The sequence below is a fragment of the Pseudoalteromonas piscicida genome, assembly GCF_002744175.1.
GTDB classification, from domain to species: domain Bacteria; phylum Pseudomonadota; class Gammaproteobacteria; order Enterobacterales; family Alteromonadaceae; genus Pseudoalteromonas; species Pseudoalteromonas piscicida_B.
The window spans coordinates 81,091-101,687 of the sequence record NZ_NKHF01000001.1; the positions used below are offsets into that span (position 1 = coordinate 81,091).

Sequence of the window (20,597 nt, forward strand, 5' to 3'; positions counted from 1 at the left end):
AAACGTCTCGTTTCACTGGAATAGTGGGAAAAATTGAGTAAACTGATTATTTTAGTCACTTTATTATATGTCAATGCGCCAGAATATCCTACCTAAGGTTAAAGCATATTCATGACTTTAATGTAGGAAAGTGTGTTGGCATCAAAAGTTCAAAAAGACATGACAAAGACTCAGGAGTCGCAATGGAATTCAGCGTTAAAAGTGGTAGTCCAGAGAAACAGCGCAGCGCATGTATTGTTGTTGGTGTATACGAGCCACGCCGTCTCTCACCAATCGGTGAACAGCTGGATAAAATAAGCGAAGGCTATATCTCAAACTTACTCAGACGTGGTGACCTTGAAGGCAAACCAGGACAAGTGTTGCTACTGCACCATGTACCAAACGTATTAAGCGAACGTGTTTTATTAGTTGGCTGTGGTAAGGAAAGAGAGTTAGACGATAAACAATATAAACAAATTATCTCAAAAACCATCAATACCTTAAACGAAACAGGCTCAATGGAAGCCGTATGCTTCTTAACCGAACAGCACGTTAAAGGTCGCGATACCTATTGGAAAGTTCGTCAAGCCGTAGAAACCACGCAAGATTGTTTGTACACCTTTAATCAATTAAAAAGTAAAAAGAGCGAAGCAAGACGCCCACTTCGTAAGATTGTGTTCAACGTACCAACGCGCCGTGAGCTAACCATTGGTGAAAGCGCCATTGAGCACGGCTTGGCTATTGCTGCCGGTAGTAAAGTTTGTAAAGACGTTGCCAACATGCCACCAAACATCTGCAATCCTCGCTATTTAGGTGAGCAAGCTCAACAACTTGCCGAAAACTTTGACAACGTTACCGTTAACCTCGTTGGCGAACAGGAAATGGAAGAGCTAGGTATGCACTCTTACCTTGCTGTAGGCCGTGGAAGCCGTAATGAATCGGTGATGTCGGTGATCCACTACAATGGTGGTGACGAAGGCCAAGCGCCCATTGTATTCGTTGGTAAAGGGCTAACCTTTGACTCTGGCGGTATTTCAATCAAGCCTGGCGAAGCCATGGATGAGATGAAATACGATATGGGTGGTGCTGCGGGTGTGCTTGGTTTAATGCGCGCTGTAGTACAAATGCAACTGCCACTTAACGTGATTGGCGTATTAGCCGGCTGTGAAAATATGCCTGGCGGAGACGCTTACCGCCCAGGTGATATTTTAACTACCATGTCGGGGCAAACTGTTGAGGTGCTTAATACAGACGCAGAAGGCCGTCTTGTGTTATGTGACGCGCTTACTTATGTTGAGGCGTTCGAGCCTGAGACAGTTGTCGATGTTGCAACGCTCACAGGTGCTTGTATTGTTGCACTTGGCAGCCATGCCACAGGGCTATTATCAAATCATAACCCACTGGCTCATGATTTGTTAAAAGCGTCGGAGCAAAGTGGCGACAGAGCATGGCAGTTACCGCTTTGGGATGACTATCAAGAGCAACTAGAGAGCCCATTTGCTGACTTCACCAATCTAGGTGGCCGTGCAGCTGGCACCATTACAGCTGCTTGCTTCTTGTCTAAGTTTACTAAAAAGTATAACTGGGCCCACTTAGATATCGCAGGTACTGCTTGGCGCAGTGGCAAAAACAAAGGTGCAACAGGCCGCCCAGTACCAATGTTAATGCAATACCTGCTTAACCGTGCTGATATCACAGACGCACAGCAAGACTAACCGTCGAGGTCGCGAGACTTAATAACCTAAGTCGCGACATAAAGTCGCTGCTACACAAGGTTAACCCAAACCGTAGCAGCGGGTTTACCCCGCGACTCTATCCCGCGTCTACTCGCGGCTACCAAGCGATTAAACCTCCCAAGCAAATTCTCTCCATCCCTTGCCATATTTTATTCAGCTTATCCGGTATCTTGATTGATGGTGGTGCCTTTATATGGCAGAATACAGGCTTATTTATGTGCATTTAAGTCGCGCCATATTTAGTTTTAAACTAAGCCGCGCATACTGATACTAATTTAGTTTAATCAAGTTAATTGGTATCACTTTCTTAGTCGACTCAATCACAGTGATAAGCACACTGAAATTGGGCAGCTGTGGAGCATGTGGCAGACCATAACACTCCTCGCAACTGGTATTACTATTATGACTATCAAAGCGCGCTTTTACGTGTTAAAACAAGACGATGAGCCGGGGATTAGCGTTCCGGCTCATTTTGATCTGGCAGCACAAACTGCGGCAAGCTTATATCAAGCTGGACACCGTATTTTTGTCAACGTTGACAATGCTGACGATGCTCATCTGTTTGATGAGCACCTGTGGTGTTTTGACGCAGATAGGTTTGTGCCCCACAACTTACAAGGCGAAGGCCCTAAAGGCGGCGCACCGGTGGAGATAGGCTCTATGCCTCCTGCCGCTCGTCGCTCGGTGTTAATCAACTTATCCCGGGTCGTCCCTGACTTTATTCGTCGCTTTGAACAGGTCATCGATTTTGTGCCTGTAGAAGCCAGTGCCAAGCAAGCCGCGCGGGAGCGCTTTAAGCACCTTCGTGCACTTGGTGCAACAATTTCCACTGAAGACATTGAGAAATAGCATTTTTAGGGTTCTGTGTAATGGATAAAACCTACAATCCACAAGATATTGAGCAGTCTTTGTATCAAGACTGGGAGTCAAATGGCTACTTTAAGCCATCAGGCAATGGTGACGCATATTCAATTATGATCCCACCGCCGAATGTCACAGGTAGTCTACACATGGGCCACGCGTTCCAAGACACTATCATGGACACGTTGATCCGCTACCAGCGTATGAAGGGTAAAAACACGCTTTGGCAAGTAGGTACTGACCACGCAGGTATTGCAACTCAGATGGTTGTTGAGCGTAAACTAGCAGCTGAAGAAGGCAAATCACGCCATGACTTGGGCCGTGATGAATTCATCAATAAGATCTGGGAATGGAAAAATCAATCCGGTGGCACTATCACCAAACAGCTCCGCCGTCTTGGTGCTTCTGTAGATTGGGATAGAGAACGTTTTACCATGGATGACGGTTTGTCTGAAGCGGTAAAAGAAGTCTTTGTTCGCCTGTACCAAGATGATCTTATCTATCGTGGCAAACGCCTCGTAAACTGGGATCCTAAATTACATACTGCAATTTCTGATTTGGAAGTTGAAAACAAAGATAAACAAGGCCACATGTGGAACTTGCGTTACCCGCTTGCGGATGGTGTAACCACCAAAGATGGCAAAGACTACATCATTGTTGCAACCACTCGTCCAGAAACCATGCTTGGTGATACAGGTGTCGCGGTAAACCCAGATGATGAACGTTACCAAGATCTAATTGGTAAAGAGATCCTGCTTCCTATCGTAAACCGTCGCATTCCTATTGTTGCCGATGAACATGCTGATATGGAAAAAGGCACAGGCTGCGTAAAAATCACACCTGCTCATGACTTTAATGATAACGAAGTTGGTAAGCGCCATGAGCTGCCAATGATCAACGTATTCAACAAAGATGCAGCGGTTCTAAATACGGGTGAATGTTTTACTTTTGATGGTAAACCACTTGAGGCGATGGATGCACCAATTCCTGAGCGTTTCCACGGCCTTGATCGCTTCGATGCGCGTAAGCAAGTCGTCGACGAGTTTGAGCAACTTGGTCTACTCGAGAAAATCGATGACCACAGTCTAACTGTACCTTACGGCGACCGCTCTGGCGTGGTGATTGAACCACTACTAACCGATCAATGGTATGTTCGCGTTGCACCGCTTGCTGAGCCTGCAGTAAAAGCCGTAGAAGATGGTGATATTCAGTTTGTTCCTAAGCAATACGAGAACATGTATTTCTCGTGGATGCGTGATGTCCAAGACTGGTGTATTTCACGTCAGCTTTGGTGGGGTCACAGGATCCCTGCATGGTACGACAACGAAGGGAATGTGTATGTTGGCCGCGACGAAGCCGAAGTACGTCAAAACCACAACCTCGACGCAAGCGTAACACTAACACAAGATGAAGACGTGTTAGATACTTGGTTCTCTTCTGCTCTGTGGACTTTCTCAACCTTAGGTTGGCCAGAGAACACTGAAGATCTCAAGGTGTTCCACCCTTCAGATACCTTAGTTACTGGCTTTGATATTATCTTCTTCTGGGTTGCTCGCATGATCATGATGACCATGCATTTCATCAAAGACGAAAATGGCAAGCCACAAGTTCCATTTAAGACGGTTTATGTGACTGGTCTTATTCGCGATGAAAATGGCGATAAGATGTCCAAGTCTAAAGGTAACGTGTTAGACCCACTAGATATGATAGATGGTATCGATCTTGAGAGCCTAGTGACTAAACGTACTGGCAATATGATGCAGCCGCAGCTTGCTGCTAAAATCGAGAAGAATACCCGTAAAACATTCACTGATGGCATTGAAGCACACGGTACTGATGCGTTGCGTTTCACCCTTGCAGCTATGGCTTCAACGGGTCGTGATATCAACTGGGATATGAACCGCCTTGAAGGTTACCGTAATTTCTGTAACAAGCTTTGGAACGCCAGCCGTTATGTATTGATGAACACAGAAGAACAAGACTGTGGCTTCAACGATAACGAAAAAGTCTACTCTCTTGCTGATCGTTGGATTTTAGGCCAATTCCAAAATACCGTTAAGGTGTTCTCTGAGCACTTGGATAACTATCGCTTTGACCTGGCGGCAAACACCATTTATGAGTTCACTTGGAACCAATTCTGTGACTGGTATCTAGAGCTGACCAAGCCAATTCTATTTAAAGGTAATGAGGCTCAGCAACGCGGTACGCGCCATACACTTATCACTGTGTTGGAAGGCTTATTGCGCTTAATGCATCCACTGATGCCTTATATCACAGAGACAATCTGGCAACGTGTAGCACCAATTGCTGGTGTCGAAGCGAAGACGATTATGCTTGAAGCGTTCCCTGAGTTTGATGAAAGCCAAGTAGATGCACAAGCAATGGCTGACCTTGAGTGGGTGAAGCAATTTATTATTGCTATTCGTAACATTCGTGGTGAAATGGACATTAGTCCAAGCAAACCATTGAACGTGCTACTGACAGGTGCCAGCGATGACGACAAACGTCGTCTAGAAGAAAACCAAGCTTTCTTAAGTGCACTTGCCAAGCTAGAGACGGTTGACTTACTTGCTAACAAAGAAGACGCTCCGGCTTGTGCTACTGCATTTATCGGCGACCTTGAGATCATGATCCCAATGGCTGGGTTAATTGATGTTGAAGCAGAACTTGCACGTATTGCTAAGCAGCTTGAAAAAGCAGAAAAAGGCTTAGCTCAGGTTGAGAAGAAGCTAGCAAACGAAAAGTTTGTAAGTAACGCACCTGAAGCGGTATTGGCCAAAGAAAAAGCCAAATTAGCTGAGTTTAGCGATGCAAAGGCGAAGCTGCTTGAGCAAAAAGCGAAGATTGAAAGCTTGTAATCGCTTTCCATCTTGCTCATAAGATCAAAAAAAGCCGCATATCGCGGCTTTTTTATTAACTAACCTGAGGTTTGGATAAGAAATGAGCTAACTCATTGTTTTTAAGTTCACATTAACTAATTTTCTTGTCTAGCCAGAGAGTTTTGGGGATAACCAGGCGAATTTACGCACCAATAGCTGGCTATTGGAAGTGAATTCAACGCCGTTAGCGCTAAAACTGGCTGCTAGAAAGGCATTAATTATCCGAAGCTCAGGTTAACTAACTAACGTATCACTGTTGCTCAAACAGGCTGTCTGTACTCAGCCCTTCATGTTGTAAGATATCTTTTAAACGTCTCAGCGCTTCAACCTGAATTTGCCTTACACGTTCTCTCGTTAGCCCAATTTCACGACCAACATCCTCAAGCGTAGTGGCTCATAGCCAAGTAAACCAAAACGTCTTGCTAATACCTCACGCTGTTTTGGATTGAGTTCGCCAAGCCAATCAACAATGTGTTTGTTGATATCATTGCTCTGCACTTCAGTTTCAGGGCCACCGCCTTTTTCATCGGCAATAATGTCGAGCAAGGCCTTGTCGTTTTCACCGCCAATGGGTGTATCAACCGAAGTGATTTTTTCATTCAAACGCAGCATTTTACTGACTTCTTCAACAGGCTTGTCGAGACATTCAGCAATTTCTTCTGCGGTAGGCTCGTGATCCAATTTTTGGGTCAGTTCACGTGCAGTACGCAGATAAACGTTGAGTTCTTTCACGACGTGGATAGGCAAACGAATCGTGCGGGTTTGATTCATGATAGCCCGCTCTATGGTTTGACGGATCCACCACGTTGCGTAAGTTGAAAATCTAAAACCACGTTCTGGATCAAACTTCTCTACTGCACGGATCAAGCCTAAATTCCCTTCTTCGATTAAGTCGAGTAATGCCAGGCCTCGGTTATTATAACGTCGTGCAATTTTAACAACTAATCTCAGGTTGCTCTCTATCATCCGTTTACGAGAAGCTTCGCAGCCTCTTAATGCTTTACGCGCAAAATACACTTCTTCTTCTGCGCTAAGCAGTGGGGAAAATCCAATTTCACCTAAATAGAGTTGCGTGGCATCTAAGTTTTTAACCGCTTCATCTTTGGCAAAAACTTCTTCTTCATCATCGAGATTTTCTAGCAATTCGTCTTTCGGTTCGTCGATATTATCGTCTTCGAACTTGTCTAATTCTGGAGTTGATTTCGTAGGTAATTTTGTAGTGTGAGCCATAAGTATTCTCCCCAAGCGAATAAAAGTAAGGGTACTCGAACCAATCGATGTACTCACATTACTTTATGGCAAGTATTTTGCCGGGTTGACAGCTTGACCTTTAAAACGGATTTCAAACCTCAGTGCCGTTTTAGCAGCGTCTGTACTACCCATTTCGGCAATTTTTTCCCCAACTTTAACTTTTTGCTGTTCTCTGACGAGTAACTTAGCGTTGTGGGCGTATGCGCTTAGATAATCATCTGTATGTTTCAGAATGATTAAATTGCCATACCCACGTAACGCGCTCCCTGCATACACAACTACACCGCCAGCAGCAGCCCGCACTGAAGTACCCGGCTTATTAGAGATTTCTAACCCCTTATAACCATTTTCCTTGATAGAAAATCGACGAGTAACTTTGCCTTCAGCTGGCCATTTCCATAGTACCTTATTATTATACAAAGCCTTGGTACTAGTAGATTTTTGTGTGGCTTGTCTTTGAACATACTCTCGTTGTTTTGGCTTATCAAGCTCTTTTTTCTGGGTTTTGTTACTTTTTTGTTTTAAAGACTGAGACTTGTGGTTTACTTTCGTGTATTTTATGTTCTTTTTGTTTTTATTTCTGGGATATTGTAAGTGGATAATCTGATTTGGGTAGATCGTGTACGGAGGCTTAATTTTATTGATTTTCGCAAGAGTTCTGACATCTTTGTTAGCACTAAATGCAATTGCAAATAAAGTATCACCTTTTTTAACTTTGTAACGACTTCCTTTTATATTAATTTTATGTGTCGAGGTGGTCTTACCAGAGTACAAAGTAGTAACTGGCGCAGGGGTATGATTTGACGAACATGCAACAAGCAAACCGCTTAAACAAACCGATATGATGACCCTAAGCTTGCTCATTCGTGGTATTTTCCAGCGCTACTAAAGACTACTTTCATATTAATCTAACTTAAATTTGCTTAGTTTTCATATTTTACTGGAAAAAATAGAGATATTTTATGAAGTTGCTGAGTAATATCCTACTTTTCGCATCCATGCTGAACCGCCTACATTGTCTTTTACAGCTTGTTATAAAGATCGTTGAACTAGTTAGCCCCTAACCCACTTCACCTGCAACCAAAGGAACAAAGCGCACCGGAGCAAGTGCATGGCGTATATACTGATCACCTTGTTTAACAAATAAGGTCAAAGTTTGCTCCTCGACCCCTATCGGAATGACCATCGCGCCGCCATCTTGTAACTGCGCTAACAACTCATCAGGAACCGATTGTGCGGCAGCCGTCACAATAATGCCTGCAAATGGGGCTTTTGAAGTCCAACCTTTCCAACCATCCCCGTGCTTCATAGTGACATTGTATAAGTCTAATAAGTGCAGTCTTCTTCTGGCTTGCCACTGTAGCGACTTGATCCGTTCGACACTAAACACCTGCTCAAACACTTGTGCAAGAATGGCTGTTTGATAACCGGAGCCAGTACCAACTTCAAGCACACTGCCCTTCACTCCCACCTGCAGCAAAACTTCTGTCATTTTTGCGACGATAAAAGGCTGCGATATCGTTTGCCCCTGACCAATAGGTAATGCCGTATTTTCATAGGATTTATGCTTTAGTACTTCATCGACGAACAAATGTCTCGGAGTGCCAGCAATCGCTTTGAGCACTAATTCATCTTCTACGCCTTGCTGTTTTAGCAGTTCCACCAGCGCATTGGCACTGCCCTGATAATTGTTCAGCACATTCGCCTCTTACGATAACCAACTCGCCACTGCATCTAAACTTTCGTGTGCAGTCATGTCTACTTTTAACGGGGTAATGGCAGCATAGCCATTATTCACTGCATGAAAATCGGTGCCCTCTCCTGCATCGCTTTCGTGCCCTAATGTGCCGTACCAATATACACTTCTGCCCCATGGGTCAATTTGCTCCGTCATGGTATCCGCTTTATGCCGTGCGCCTAGGCGCGTTACCTTCATCCCCTTTAATTCATTCAGTGGGATATCCGGTACATTAATATTAATAATTTGGTCTTTTGGCAGCGGGTGATTAGCTAGCTTTCGAATTATCTCCACTGTAACGTGAGCCGCTGTTTCATAGTGGGCTTCATTTTTAGAGCATAATGACACGGCAATGGCAGGAAGCCCTAAATGTCTTCCTTCGGTCGCGGCTGCAACCGTACCTGAATATAGCGTATCATCGCCAAGATTAGCGCCATTATTGATGCCAGCAACCACCAAGTCCGGCAGTTCATCACTTAGTTTGCTCACCCCTAAATGAACACAGTCTGTTGGTGTGCCATTCACTGAAATAAATCCATTCTCAAGAGTCGTTGCTCGAAGAGGATTCAATAGCGTCAAAGAGTTACTTGCACCACTGCAATTTCGGTCTGGGCCAATTACAGTAACATCTGCAATTTGTGATAAAGCTTGATACAAGATAGCAATGCCTTTAGCGTGAACGCCATCATCATTACTTAATAGGATCTTCATTTTTCACCTCTTTATTCTTGTTAAGCAATGACTAGGTCATTGCTGTTAGGTTACTTTTTGCTAGCGTCATGGTGATTAACTAGCTCTCTGAGTAACGCCGTTGCAAAAGTACCTTTCGGTAAGCTAAATTCAAGCGTTATCGTACTTTCATCAGCCATGCTTACTTTAAGAGCTTGTGGTATCAACCTGAGTGCTCTACGCTCGTTCTTCATCCCAAACTCTGCGAGCCCCTCATGCCATTTAGCAAATGGAGTCAGCCACTCTCGCTCTTGCGGTAACAAGCCTTTTTCACCTTTACCCACCAAAGGTGCCGAAAGCAGAATATCACCATCCAACAAACGTTCTATTAGTTCACAATCAATATCTGATTCAAAAAAAGCATTACTGCCGTTTAGCAAAAATATTTCTCGATGCCACGTAGTCGCCAAGCCATGCTCGGCAACACGATGACTCACCACTTCGTTAAATAAGTGCGATCGAGCGGCCGATAGCACAAGTCCCCTGAGCTTTTTATCACGGATCTTTTCACCGTCAAACAACCGCTGTGCCATATCAAGATTGTGACCATCATGGCCAAAGCGTTGTTCACCAAAATAATTCGGAACTCCTTGGCGTACCGCGTTGATACGAGACAAAATATCCAACGGGGCTGTCACGTTACGCAGTGTAATGGTAAAGCGGTTGCCTTTATGACACCCTGTTTTGAGCTTCCGATTGTGTCTTACTTGCTGAATGACAAAAATAGAATCGCTATTTAATGCACTAAAATCTAAAGGCTTTTTAATTGGTACAGGTACACTAAACCATTGTGTACATACGCCATGTCTGTCTTTAATACCCGCATAACTCACCTCACGTGGTGGGAGTTGAGCAAACTCCGCTAATTTTTTAGCAACGTATGCGGTATTTTCACCTTTCTTAACAATTTGTAGGCAAACATGCTCACCTTCACCAGTAAATGGGATGTCTAAGACTTCTTCAACCCGAAAGTCTTCGGGTTGTGATTTAAAATCGGCGTCAGAGAGCGGCTTGCCATAGAGGTAATTTAAAGTCTTCATGCTTTTACCAGTAGTACCACAGCATGGCTTGAAATGCCTTCCTTACGGCCCTCAAACCCCAGCTTTTCAGTGGTAGTTGCTTTCACGTTAATCTGGTCGAGCTGCGCCTCACAGTCAGCGGCTATATTGCTTCGCATTGCATCAATGTGCGGTCGCATTTTGGGGGCTTGAGCAACAATCGTCACATCAACATTGCCAATTTTATAGCCCAGCGTGTTAACTTGCTCCATCACACGACGCAGTAAAATACGACTGTCGATGTTTTCGAACTCGCTTGCCGTGTCTGGAAAGTGTTTACCTATATCTCCAAGTGCTAATGCACCTAGCAAAGCGTCACACAAAGCATGAATAGCAACGTCACCATCTGAATGTGCAATAAAGCCTTGCTCGTAAGGAATTTTCTCCCCACAAATCGTCAGTGGTCCGGTTCCACCAAATTTATGAACATCAAATCCATGGCCAATTCTAATCATGCTGTTTACCTTGTTGTTGAATTATAAACTCAGCGAGAGGCAAATCCTCAGGCGTCGTGATCTTTAGGTTATCAGTACGCGCGGCTATCAGTTGCACCGGCTTATTCTGTAGCTCCATCGCAGAGGCTTCATCCGTGATATTTGCGCCTTGAGATAAGCCCAGTTCAAGTGCTGTCAGTAACTCTTCATACTTAAACATTTGTGGTGTAAATGCCTGCCATAGAGAGGCTCTAGGCACAGTTTCTTGAACTTGAGCTTCACCACGTTTGATGGTGTCTTTGACTTTTGCTGCCAGTATGCCACCTTGTCCCTGATTAACACACTGCTCAATTAAACGGCGAATATCGTCAAGTGCCACTAATGGACGTGCGGCATCATGCACTAAAACCCAATCAGGTTGACTTGGTGCAAGTGCTTGTAAAGCCAACAGCACTGAGTCGGCCCGCTCTTGGCCTCCCTCGCAGTGGCTAAAGCGACTATCCGGTAGCAAGTGCGTAGAAAAGTAACCATCCTCTTTGGACACGGCCACCATAAACTGGTCCACACAATCTAGTCCGGCTAGCTTTTGCAATGTATGGACTAAAATCGGTTTGCCTAATAATGGAATGTATTGCTTAGGCATTTGCGCCTGCATACGACTGCCAACCCCAGCTGCGGGGATGACGACTGCAAGTTTATCGTTTTTTTTCATGAGGTACTTTAGGTAATACACGGATAAACGTTTCGCCCGGCTTAATCATGCCAAGTTCGTGACGAGCACGCTCCTCAACCCCTTCAAGGCCGAGTTTAAGATCTTCGATATCCGCTTTTAATAGTTTATTTCGCTTACTGAGGTTGGCATTGGTTTCTTGGTGCGATTTAACCACAGATTTGATCCGCGTGTAGTCCTCCACGCCATTGTGACCAAACCACAGTCTATATTGAATAAATAGCGCTAAAACCAACAGCGCTAACTGAAAAAATCGCATCGTTTATTCCAAACTTCTACTGTTGAGCCGTTTTCTAGTTACTGACTCTTCTTTGTTTTTTGTACTTGTGACCAATTAATTGCACTGGCTAATAGCATTTCTCTTAATGTCAGCCTGCGTGGTGCAGTTGCTCTGCCATAATGCCACATATGACCACAACAAGCCGCCACCATCAAAGCCTTGGTTGGCTTTAACAATTGCATAGATTGCGAGTTGCTTGACGCTAAACTATCACCGCTAACACTAAACCAACCAAATTGATTACAATGGAGCTTACCGGCATCGGTGACTTGATCTACGCTGTCTAATCGCACTGTGGTGCCTGTTAATTCTGCATAAAGCACCGGAACCACTAAACCCACACTAACCTTGTTAGTAAAAAACGCTGTGTTTGCCGCTTTATCACTTTTTGGTTGTGGCCGTTGTTTTGCTAACCAACACCCATTAAAGCTATCTAACTCAAGTGGTACTTCACCTTGAATGATGTGCGTGGCAGCTCGCTCAACATAATACGGCAAGCTGTTTAACAAACGCTGAAGGCGTTGATGATCGGATAATTCAGCAAGCTTAGGTAACTCTCTGGCATAAAATACATTCACAAGCTCTGCAAACATCAGGCGCGATGCTTCGTCATACCAGATTGTATTTTGCTGCTGCTCCAAAACGCCTCCTATCAGTACAATCTACTTTTGTAGACTGGTGTACATCCTTTATACACTAGCCATGTGTCAAATCAAAGCAAAGCGGTTGGTTCAATAAGCCCTAAGGTTTGGTTCCTAATTTAGCTTGCCCCTCAGCCATAAATTGTACAACCGAGCTGCGTTTTTTGCCTATTAAAAAACTCCCGTCTGTTAAAAACATAAAGTTTTGCCAACAACGTTTAAACACGTCAAACCGCGTTTCAATCACATCATCTCGAGAAAGGCAAAAGTAAACCGTAGTGTTGTCCTGCCAATCAAGGAACTGCTCAATCACCTCAGGAAACGCTTCACCCGCTTCCCATGGCTGCTCCCAGTTGAGCGCCTCTTGCCACGACTCAGCCTTTCCTACCCAATCATTTTTATCGAAAAAGTCGGGATGGTCTTTCTCATTACTGACCATAGTACTCCACAGTACCGCAGCGCGAGCCGCTGTCATTGGCTTGATCAACGCCAAGTCGGATGCTTCAATTGGAAGATCTTTATGCTTGAAAACCCAAGCTTTCTTATAATCGTCCAGCGCAATATAATTCATCTTTAAACACCTTCAGTCTTAATGGCACGGATTATAACATTTCAGCCCGTCTCGTACGGCTTTTATTTTTGGAGCTTGAAATTAGTGGATATCACACCAGGCATTTACCGCCACTACAAAGGAAAACTTTACCGCGTGCATGCATTAGCAACACACAGTGAAACACAAGAGCAGCAAGTGGTGTATCAAACTTTGTATGGCGATATGAGCTTTTGGGTTCGCCCCCTAGAGATGTTTTTAGAAGAAGTGGTCGTCGAGGGTAGATCAGTGCCCCGCTTTAGCTTGATCGAACCAGAAGCAGGGTTGGCAGCGAAAAGCTGATTGTGGCAAGATGAGCCTATCTCATCTGACCACAAGAAGTTGAACTATGTTTAAAGGTACTGATCAGTATATTGCTACCTCAGCGCTACAACAGGCCGTCAATGCGGCCATTGTTTTAGAAAAACCACTATTAATCAAAGGTGAGCCAGGTACAGGTAAAACCTTATTGGCCGAGGAGCTAGCCAAGAGCTTAAACACTGAGCTTATTCAATGGCACATTAAGTCGACCACGAAAGCACAGCAAGGTCTATACGAATATGATGCGGTTTCGCGTTTACGCGATAGCCAACTTGGCGATCCGCGCGTTAATGATGTGGGTAATTACATCATCAAAGGTAAGCTGTGGCAGGCATTCACCGCAGAACAACGCCCCGTTTTACTAATCGACGAGATCGATAAAGCAGATATTGAGTTTCCTAATGATCTGCTGTTAGAACTTGATAAAATGGAGTTTCATGTTTACGAAACCAACGAGCAAGTAAAAGCCAAAGTTCGCCCAATTGTAATTATTACCTCTAACAATGAAAAAGAACTCCCAGACGCATTTTTACGTCGTTGCTTTTTCCACTATATCGACTTCCCGACCAAAGAAGAAATGCAGCAGATCGTGGATGTACACTTTCCACATATTAAAGCGAGTTTGGTACAACGCGCACTCGAAAGCTTTTTCCAATTACGTGAAACACCAAACTTAAAGAAAAAACCAAGCACGAGTGAATTACTCGATTGGTTAAAACTACTACTTGCGGAAGATATTTCCCCTGACGCGCTGCATGACAAATCTAACCAAGGTGGCCTAATGCCGTTGTTTGGTGCACTACTTAAAAACGAGCAAGACGTTTCTTTGGTTGAGAAACTCGCCTTTATGAGCCGCCGCTGATCATGCTCATCGATTTTGTACTGACACTAAGGCGTTATGGAATAAAGGCAAGTCTGCGCGAATTACTCGATTGTTTAGAGGCACTTGATAAAGAAGTGTGCTTTGCCGATCTGGACAGCTTTTACTTTTTGGCAAAAACAATTTTCGTCAAAGATGAAACCTTGTTCGATAAATTCGACCGAGCGTTTGCGGATTATTTTGAAGGAATAGAATCTATTGATCTCTTCTCCCAATTACAGCAGCAACAACTGCCCGCTGATTGGCTGCGTAAAGAGTTTGAAAAATCGCTCTCAGAAGAAGAAAAGGCCAAACTCAAGGCCATGGGTGGACTCGATAAACTCCTTGAGACATTAAAGTCGCGCTTGGCAGAACAACAAAAACGCCATGCCGGTGGTAATAAGTGGGTTGGTACGGGGGGGACTTCTCCTTTTGGCGCTTATGGCTACAACCCTGAAGGGATCCGCATTGGCCAAGACGGAAATCGCCACCGTAGAGCGGTCAAAGTGTGGGATAAACGGCAGTATCGCAATCTCGACAGTAATACCGACATCAGTAGCCGCAATATCAAATTAGCACTTAAGCAATTGCGTAAATTTGCACGCAGTGGAGCAAGCGATCAGCTCGATTTAAATGAGACCATTCGTGCTACTGCAAGACAAGGCGGTATGTTAGATGTAAAAATGGCACCAGAGCGACATAACTCAGTAAAAGTATTGATGCTGTTTGATATTGGCGGCTCTATGGATGACCATATCCAGCTTTGTGAGCAACTGTTCAGTGCAGCGCACAGCGAATTTAAGCATCTTGAGTTTTTTTACTTTCACAATTGTGTTTACGAACAAGTTTGGCAAGATAACCAACGTCGCGACAGCGAATTACTCGACACCTATCAACTGATTAATCGCTACGGCGCTGACTATCGACTGATCTTCGTCGGAGATGCGACCATGGGCCCTTATGAAATCACCTATCCTGGTGGTAGCGTAGAGCACTGGAATCAAGAGGCTGGCGCAACTTGGCTGAATCGCTTAACCAATCACTTTAGCAAGGTAGCCTGGCTTAACCCCCAGCCACAAAGTTATTGGCCGTATTATCATTCTATTGAACTGATAAACCAATTAATGCAAAACCGGATGTATCCTCTCACCATTGAAGGGCTAAGCGAAGCCTTTAAAGAGTTAAGCTAGCGTCGTGCTGCTTGCAAGCCAGATGCCTTGCAAGCGGCAACACTCGCTAGTCATTTGCTTCTATAGGTTCTAGTTGTAGTTTTGAAGCGATTAGTACTGCTTGAGTGCGATTATATACACCCAGCTTTCTGAAAATAGCAGTAATGTGTGCTTTCACCGTCGCCTCAGAAATATTTAATTCGTAAGCGATTTGCTTATTCAATAATCCTTCGTGTAGGTACTGCAACACTTTATATTGCTGCGGTGTCAATGAAGCGACTTGTTGGGCTAGCGCTTTATCTTCGCCCTCAAGCGAAGCAACTTTGTCTTTCATGCCCTCAGGCAGCCAAATTTCGCCCTCAAGTACTTGCTCTATGGCTTCGGTAATTTGTTCAACAGACGCCGCTTTTGGAATAAATCCCATTGCGCCATATCCCATCACCTTGGAAATGATAGAAAGATCTTCGCTTCCCGAAACCACAACAACAGGCAGGCTAGGATGATCCTCTCGGATCCGAATAAGCCCATATAAATCACCATTGCCCGGCATATGTAAATCGAGCAGGAGTAAGTCTAATTCTTCTTGTTGTTGTAAGACCGAGAGCGTAGTGTCAAAGTTTTCAGATTCGAATACCTCTAGCCCTTCAAACTGCGCTTTTAGTGCCCCCTTAAGCGCCTCTCGAAATAGAGGATGATCATCCGCGATTAAAAACTGATACATGCTATGCTCCTAAAAAATCGCTGTTATCGTAAAGATAACAGCCGTTATAGTATGTTTATATTAGGTCGCAATTCAAGTTATTCAGTTAACGATTCAATCTATTCTCGATTAATTCATCAACCACACTTGGATCGGCAAGTGTAGACGTGTCTCCTAACTGCTGATATTCGTTGGCAGCAATCTTACGCAAAATACGACGCATAATTTTACCTGAACGTGTTTTTGGTAAGCCAGGTGACCACTGGATCATATCAGGAGCCGCAATTGGGCTAAGCTCTTTACGCACCCAATTTCTTACTTCTTTTGTCAACTCGTCTGATACTGTTACCCCTTCATTTGGAGTGATATAGACATAAATACCTTGGCCTTTAATATCGTGCGGATAGCCTACTACAGCGGCTTCCGCCACGGCTTCATGTGCAACCAGCGCGCTTTCAATTTCAGCAGTACCAAGACGGTGACCAGAAACGTTAAGTACGTCATCTACACGACCAGTTATCCAGTAATAACCATCTTCATCGCGACGACAGCCATCGCCGGTAAAATAGACCCCAGGATAAGCTGAAAAATAGGTCTGCTCAAAGCGCTCATGGTCTCCATACACAGTGCGAGCTTGTGACGGCCAACTGTCTAAAATGACAAGATTACCTTCGGTCGCGCCAGCCAGCGTGTTGCCTTCAGCATCAAATAGTGCTGGAGCAATACCAAAAAATGGACGAGTAGCTGAGCCCGGCTTAAGTGCCGTTGCACCCGGCAAAGGCGTGATCATGATGCCGCCCGTTTCAGTTTGCCACCAAGTATCCACAATCGGACAATCGCTATTCCCAATCTGCTCGTAGTACCAAGACCAAGCTTCAGGATTAATAGGTTCACCTACTGAGCCAAGAATACGTAAGCTATTGCGCTTAGAGCTTGCTGTGGGCTCGTCACCTTTTGCCATTAAGGCACGGATTGCAGTAGGCGCGGTATACAAAATAGTAACGCCATGTTTATCAACAATTTCACCCATACGCCCAGACGTTGGATAGGTTGGTACGCCTTCAAAAACGACTTGTGTACAACCATTTACCAGCGGGCCATATGCAATGTAACTGTGGCCTGTGATCCACCCAACATCGGCACTACACCAGTAAATATCATCTTCTTGAAGGTCAAATACATACTCGTGGGTCATTGAAGCATACACCAGATAACCACCGGTAGTATGAACCACGCCTTTCGGCTGACCGGTAGAGCCTGAAGTATAGAGAATAAAAAGCGGGTCTTCCGCGTTCATCATTTCAGGTTCACATTCTGCGGGCTTATCAGCAACAAGCTCATGCCACCATACATCATGGGCATTCCACTCAACTTCACCACCGGTTAATTGGTGTACCACTACATGCTCAATAGTGGTCACGCCGGCTTGTGCCACCGCCTCATCCACATTTGCCTTTAGTGGTACACTGTTACCACCACGACGGCCTTCATCGGACGTGATGACCACTTTGGCACCGGAGTCTTTAATACGATCTGCAATGGCGGAAGGAGAGAAGCCACCAAATACCACAGAGTGGATAGCACCAACTCTAGCACAAGCTTGCATCGCATAAATCGCCTGTGGCGTCATAGGCATATAAATCGCGACGCGGTCGCCTTTTTGTACTCCTAGACTCTTTAAGCCATTTGCCAATTTAGCAACTTCGTCGTGCAGTTGTTGGTAAGTGATGTGTTCGGAATGCTCTGGGTTGTCCCCTTCCCAGATTAACGCAACTTTGTCGGCATGTTTGGCAAGGTGTCTATCGATACAGTTGTAAGAGGCGTTGAGTACACCATCTTCATACCACTTGATATTGATATGACCTTTATCGAATGAGGTGTTTTTAACTTTGCTATACGGCTTGAACCATTCTAAACGTTGACCGTGCTCTTTCCAAAATTCTGCGGGGTCATCAATCGACTTTTGATATAGTTCTTGGTATTGCTCGTCGTTGATTAGTGCTGCGTTCTTGATTTTTTCAGGAACTGGATAAATGCTCTGTGACATAGTCATCTCCATTATATTTAGAGGTCTAGGTCTGCTAGACACGCTTTTCATAAGGATCACCCAGCCTTGGGTGTTTAAGTATTAGACCTTAGTTGTAGAACAGCCACAATTGTAAAAGTTTCAACTCAAATTCTTTTTATTTATACCAATGAGTTTAATCAAGTGATCTATGTTGAGGCGGTTAGTATCAGGTTTACTCCCTCAAATTGAGCAAGTATTAAACCTACGCCCCCCTGTTAAACAGCGCAGTTCAAGGGTATGCCACCTTAGTCTAATAGACCAATAGATAATTGAGTAAAAACCAACCTTAAACAACAGTTAGTGGTGATTTAAATGAATATCAGCTGGTGCCAACTGCAAAGCACAGCTATTGAGGAACTGGAATATGACAACGAAAAATATAAATAAAAAACTGCTCGCAGTTGCAATCAGTAGTCTCTGCGCGCTCCCTGCTACAGCAGCCGAAATTGGCGATACAAAAGTAAATTATGGTGGCTACATCAAGCTTGATGCTATTTGGAGTGACTTTTCTGATGGCGCTTTAGGCGCACAAAATATTGGTCGTGACTTTTATGTGCCAGGCACTACACCGGTGGGAGTGAATACCGACAGCGATGCTGTTTTTGATATGCATGCGCGCCAATCCCGCTTTAATTTAGCTACCGATACTAAGCTTGATGATGGCAGTAGCATTAAAACTAAAATTGAGCTCGACTTTATTGCTTCAACTGGGGGAAATGAGCGCGTCAGTAACTCTTACTCACCGCGTATTCGACAAGCATTTGTGACCTACAAAGGCTTTTTATTCGGACAGGCTTGGTCAAACTTCCAGAATGTCAGTGCGCTACCTGAAACATTGGATTTTGTTGGCCCGGCAGAAGGCACCGTATTTGTTCGACAAGCGATGGCAAAATACACCACGGGCAACTGGTCGTTTTCGATTGAGAACCCAGAAAGTACGGTTACAACAGCCGATAGTGGCCGAGTTGTGACCGATGACGCTAGCATGCCTGATTTCACAGCGCGTTATACGCATAACGCCGATTGGGGTCACCTTGCGGTCGCGGCACTTGCACGTCAAATTACTTACAAAGTCGCAGGGGCTGATGAGTCTGAAAGTTCTTTTGGTGTTAGTGCCTCAGGCCGAGTTAATTTCGGTAAAAACAATCTAAAGTTTATGCTAACGCAAGGTCAGGGGTTAGGTCGTTATATTGGTTTAAATGTTGCGAATGGGGCCGTCTATGATGGCAATTCATTGCATGCAATTGATTCAACCTCAGGCTTTATTGCCTACCAGCATAATTGGAGCGATCAACTCCGCTCTACATTCTTATATTCATTTTTTAATGCTGACAATGAAAGTGATTTGCTCACAATTACTGGCGACCCAACAAAGTCGAGCATGAGTTACAGTGCCAACCTGCTTTATTCACCAGTTAAAAAACTGACTTTTGGCGCAGAATATAAGATGGGCACTCGCGAAACGGAAAGCGGCCTTGAAGGTGACTTAGACAGATTGCAGCTTTCTGTAAAATACGTGTTTTAACAGACGTTCACTTCCTAACTGCGGCCTACGGGCCGCTTTTTTTGTTATTCATGGTTTGTTCGCGACATAAAGTCGCTGCTACCATTTTGCTTTGCGACATAAAGTCGCGGCAATAAAAAACCCCGCTGCCGCGGGGTTTTATCAAGCTTTCAAAAGCAACTGATATTATTATTACTGAGCTTTTGCATCCTTCATATAATCAAAGAATTTACTATCTGGTGATAACACCATCACGTCATTCTTATCTTTAAAGGTATTTTTGTATGCTTCAAGTGAACGCACAAAGCCAAAGAACTCAGGGTCTTTGTTATACGCTTTAGCGTAAATATTTGCCGCTGTTGCATCACCAACACCACGTACTGCACGTGCATTACGCTCGGCATCCGCAAGCATTACGGTTACGCGACGGTCAATATCTGCACGGATCTTCTCCGCTTTTTCTTGACCTTCAGAGCGGTGCTCTTTCGCCACCGCCTGACGCTCAGCACGCATACGCTGGAAGATTGAACTGCTCACTTCGTTAGGAAGGTTGATTTGCTTAACACGTACATCAAGTACTTCAATACCTAACTCCGTCGCGCTTTCAGAAGCTTGCACTAGTGCTTCTTCCATTAATTCGCTACGCTCACCAGATACAATTTCTTTAATTGTACGAGAACCAAAGTTCGTTCTAAGTCCGTTGTTAACCTTTTGCTTAAGTAGCGTTTCAGCATATTGCTTATCACCACGAGCTCGCAAGTAGTAAGAACTAAAGTCCTTCACTCGCCATTTCACATACGAATCAACGATAAGGTCTTTTTTCTCACTTGTCACGAAACGGTCTGGCTGACCATCTAGTGTCTGGATACGTGCATCTAGCTTGCGTACTTGGCTAAAGAACGGCACCTTTAGGTGCAGGCCCGGTTCGTAAACCATCGCATCGCCATTTGCGTCTTTTTGCACCTTACTAAATAGTAATACAATCGCTCTTTGGCCTTCGTTTACAACGAAAATGCCTGAGAAAGACATGATCACGGCAGTGACTAACAGAATGAGACTAAAATTCTTCAT

At 44.4% G+C, this 20,597-nt stretch carries 19 protein-coding genes and 1 pseudogene; 7 read left to right on the forward strand and 13 right to left on the reverse strand.

Features of this window, described 5'->3' with window-relative positions:
* The first annotated feature begins 182 nt into the window (after positions 1-182).
* From pepA to CEX98_RS00340, 3 genes are all read left to right on the forward strand, one after another.
* The gene (pepA, locus tag CEX98_RS00330; RefSeq protein ID WP_099640157.1) at positions 183-1,694 is read left to right on the forward strand and encodes a leucyl aminopeptidase; all 1,512 of its coding nucleotides are present in this window, start codon (positions 183-185) and stop codon (positions 1,692-1,694) included.
* Positions 1,695-2,117: 423 nt separating this feature from the next.
* Positions 2,118-2,564 carry a DNA polymerase III subunit chi gene (locus CEX98_RS00335; RefSeq protein ID WP_099640183.1) on the forward strand — a complete coding sequence of 149 codons (447 nt, stop codon included), beginning with the start codon at positions 2,118-2,120 and terminating at the stop codon, positions 2,562-2,564.
* Between the two features lie 20 nt (positions 2,565-2,584).
* A complete protein-coding gene (locus CEX98_RS00340) occupies positions 2,585-5,434 on the forward strand; it encodes a valine--tRNA ligase (protein ID WP_099640158.1) in 2,850 nt (949 codons plus the stop codon).
* 271 nt (positions 5,435-5,705) lie between these two features.
* Here the strand turns inward: CEX98_RS00340 and rpoS are convergent.
* The 10 genes and pseudogenes from rpoS to CEX98_RS00390 form a co-directional block, all read right to left on the reverse strand.
* A pseudogene (gene rpoS / locus CEX98_RS00345) lies at positions 5,706-6,685 on the reverse strand (RNA polymerase sigma factor RpoS).
* A gap of 63 nt (positions 6,686-6,748) precedes the next feature.
* Positions 6,749-7,570 (reverse strand): peptidoglycan DD-metalloendopeptidase family protein, encoded by an 822-nt coding sequence (locus tag CEX98_RS00350; RefSeq protein WP_099640159.1) that lies wholly within the window; start codon positions 7,568-7,570, stop codon positions 6,749-6,751.
* A 196-nt stretch (positions 7,571-7,766) separates the two neighbouring features.
* Positions 7,767-8,405: a protein-L-isoaspartate(D-aspartate) O-methyltransferase gene (locus CEX98_RS00355; RefSeq protein WP_099640160.1), complete on the reverse strand. Its 639-nt coding sequence runs from the start codon at positions 8,403-8,405 to the stop codon at positions 7,767-7,769.
* Positions 8,406-8,414: 9 nt separating this feature from the next.
* Positions 8,415-9,155 carry a 5'/3'-nucleotidase SurE gene (gene surE, locus CEX98_RS00360; protein ID WP_099640161.1) on the reverse strand — a complete coding sequence of 247 codons (741 nt, stop codon included), beginning with the start codon at positions 9,153-9,155 and terminating at the stop codon, positions 8,415-8,417.
* Between the two features lie 50 nt (positions 9,156-9,205).
* Complete coding sequence (truD, locus tag CEX98_RS00365) at positions 9,206-10,213, reverse strand: tRNA pseudouridine(13) synthase TruD (protein WP_099640162.1); 1,008 nt, start codon at positions 10,211-10,213, stop codon at positions 9,206-9,208.
* Positions 10,210-10,686, reverse strand: coding sequence for a 2-C-methyl-D-erythritol 2,4-cyclodiphosphate synthase (gene ispF / locus CEX98_RS00370; protein WP_099640163.1), 477 nt, complete (start codon positions 10,684-10,686; stop codon positions 10,210-10,212). The genes truD and ispF overlap by 4 nt, the downstream gene beginning before the upstream one ends.
* Positions 10,679-11,377 carry a 2-C-methyl-D-erythritol 4-phosphate cytidylyltransferase gene (gene ispD / locus CEX98_RS00375; protein WP_099640164.1) on the reverse strand — a complete coding sequence of 233 codons (699 nt, stop codon included), beginning with the start codon at positions 11,375-11,377 and terminating at the stop codon, positions 10,679-10,681. Before ispD ends, ispF begins: the two co-directional genes overlap by 8 nt.
* Complete coding sequence (ftsB, locus tag CEX98_RS00380; protein ID WP_010605642.1) at positions 11,361-11,654, reverse strand: cell division protein FtsB; 294 nt, start codon at positions 11,652-11,654, stop codon at positions 11,361-11,363. The genes ispD and ftsB overlap by 17 nt, the downstream gene beginning before the upstream one ends.
* A gap of 38 nt (positions 11,655-11,692) precedes the next feature.
* Entirely contained in the window at positions 11,693-12,316 is a 624-nt protein-coding gene (locus CEX98_RS00385; RefSeq protein WP_099640165.1) for a hypothetical protein, read from the reverse strand.
* 100 nt (positions 12,317-12,416) lie between these two features.
* Complete coding sequence (locus tag CEX98_RS00390; RefSeq protein ID WP_099640166.1) at positions 12,417-12,887, reverse strand: DUF2947 domain-containing protein; 471 nt, start codon at positions 12,885-12,887, stop codon at positions 12,417-12,419.
* 84 nt (positions 12,888-12,971) lie between these two features.
* On the opposite strand from CEX98_RS00390, the gene CEX98_RS00395 reads away from it, so the two are divergent.
* From CEX98_RS00395 to CEX98_RS00405, 3 genes are read left to right on the forward strand one after another with little or no spacing between them, the layout of a single operon-like run.
* The gene (locus CEX98_RS00395; RefSeq protein ID WP_099640167.1) at positions 12,972-13,208 is read left to right on the forward strand and encodes a DUF1653 domain-containing protein; all 237 of its coding nucleotides are present in this window, start codon (positions 12,972-12,974) and stop codon (positions 13,206-13,208) included.
* Between the two features lie 46 nt (positions 13,209-13,254).
* Entirely contained in the window at positions 13,255-14,088 is an 834-nt protein-coding gene (locus CEX98_RS00400) for an AAA family ATPase (RefSeq protein WP_099640168.1), read from the forward strand.
* A gap of 2 nt (positions 14,089-14,090) precedes the next feature.
* Entirely contained in the window at positions 14,091-15,275 is a 1,185-nt protein-coding gene (locus tag CEX98_RS00405; protein ID WP_099640169.1) for a vWA domain-containing protein, read from the forward strand.
* A gap of 46 nt (positions 15,276-15,321) precedes the next feature.
* On the opposite strand, the gene CEX98_RS00410 is transcribed toward CEX98_RS00405, so the two are convergent.
* Complete coding sequence (locus tag CEX98_RS00410) at positions 15,322-15,975, reverse strand: response regulator transcription factor (protein WP_099640170.1); 654 nt, start codon at positions 15,973-15,975, stop codon at positions 15,322-15,324.
* An 85-nt stretch (positions 15,976-16,060) separates the two neighbouring features.
* Entirely contained in the window at positions 16,061-18,001 is a 1,941-nt protein-coding gene (gene acs / locus CEX98_RS00415; RefSeq protein ID WP_099640171.1) for an acetate--CoA ligase, read from the reverse strand.
* A 385-nt stretch (positions 18,002-18,386) separates the two neighbouring features.
* Between acs and CEX98_RS00420 the strand changes: the two genes are divergently transcribed.
* Positions 18,387-19,547, forward strand: coding sequence for a DcaP family trimeric outer membrane transporter (locus CEX98_RS00420; protein ID WP_099640172.1), 1,161 nt, complete (start codon positions 18,387-18,389; stop codon positions 19,545-19,547).
* 171 nt (positions 19,548-19,718) lie between these two features.
* Here the strand turns inward: CEX98_RS00420 and hflC are convergent, their stop codons facing one another.
* A complete protein-coding gene (gene hflC, locus CEX98_RS00425; protein WP_099640184.1) occupies positions 19,719-20,597 on the reverse strand; it encodes a protease modulator HflC in 879 nt (292 codons plus the stop codon).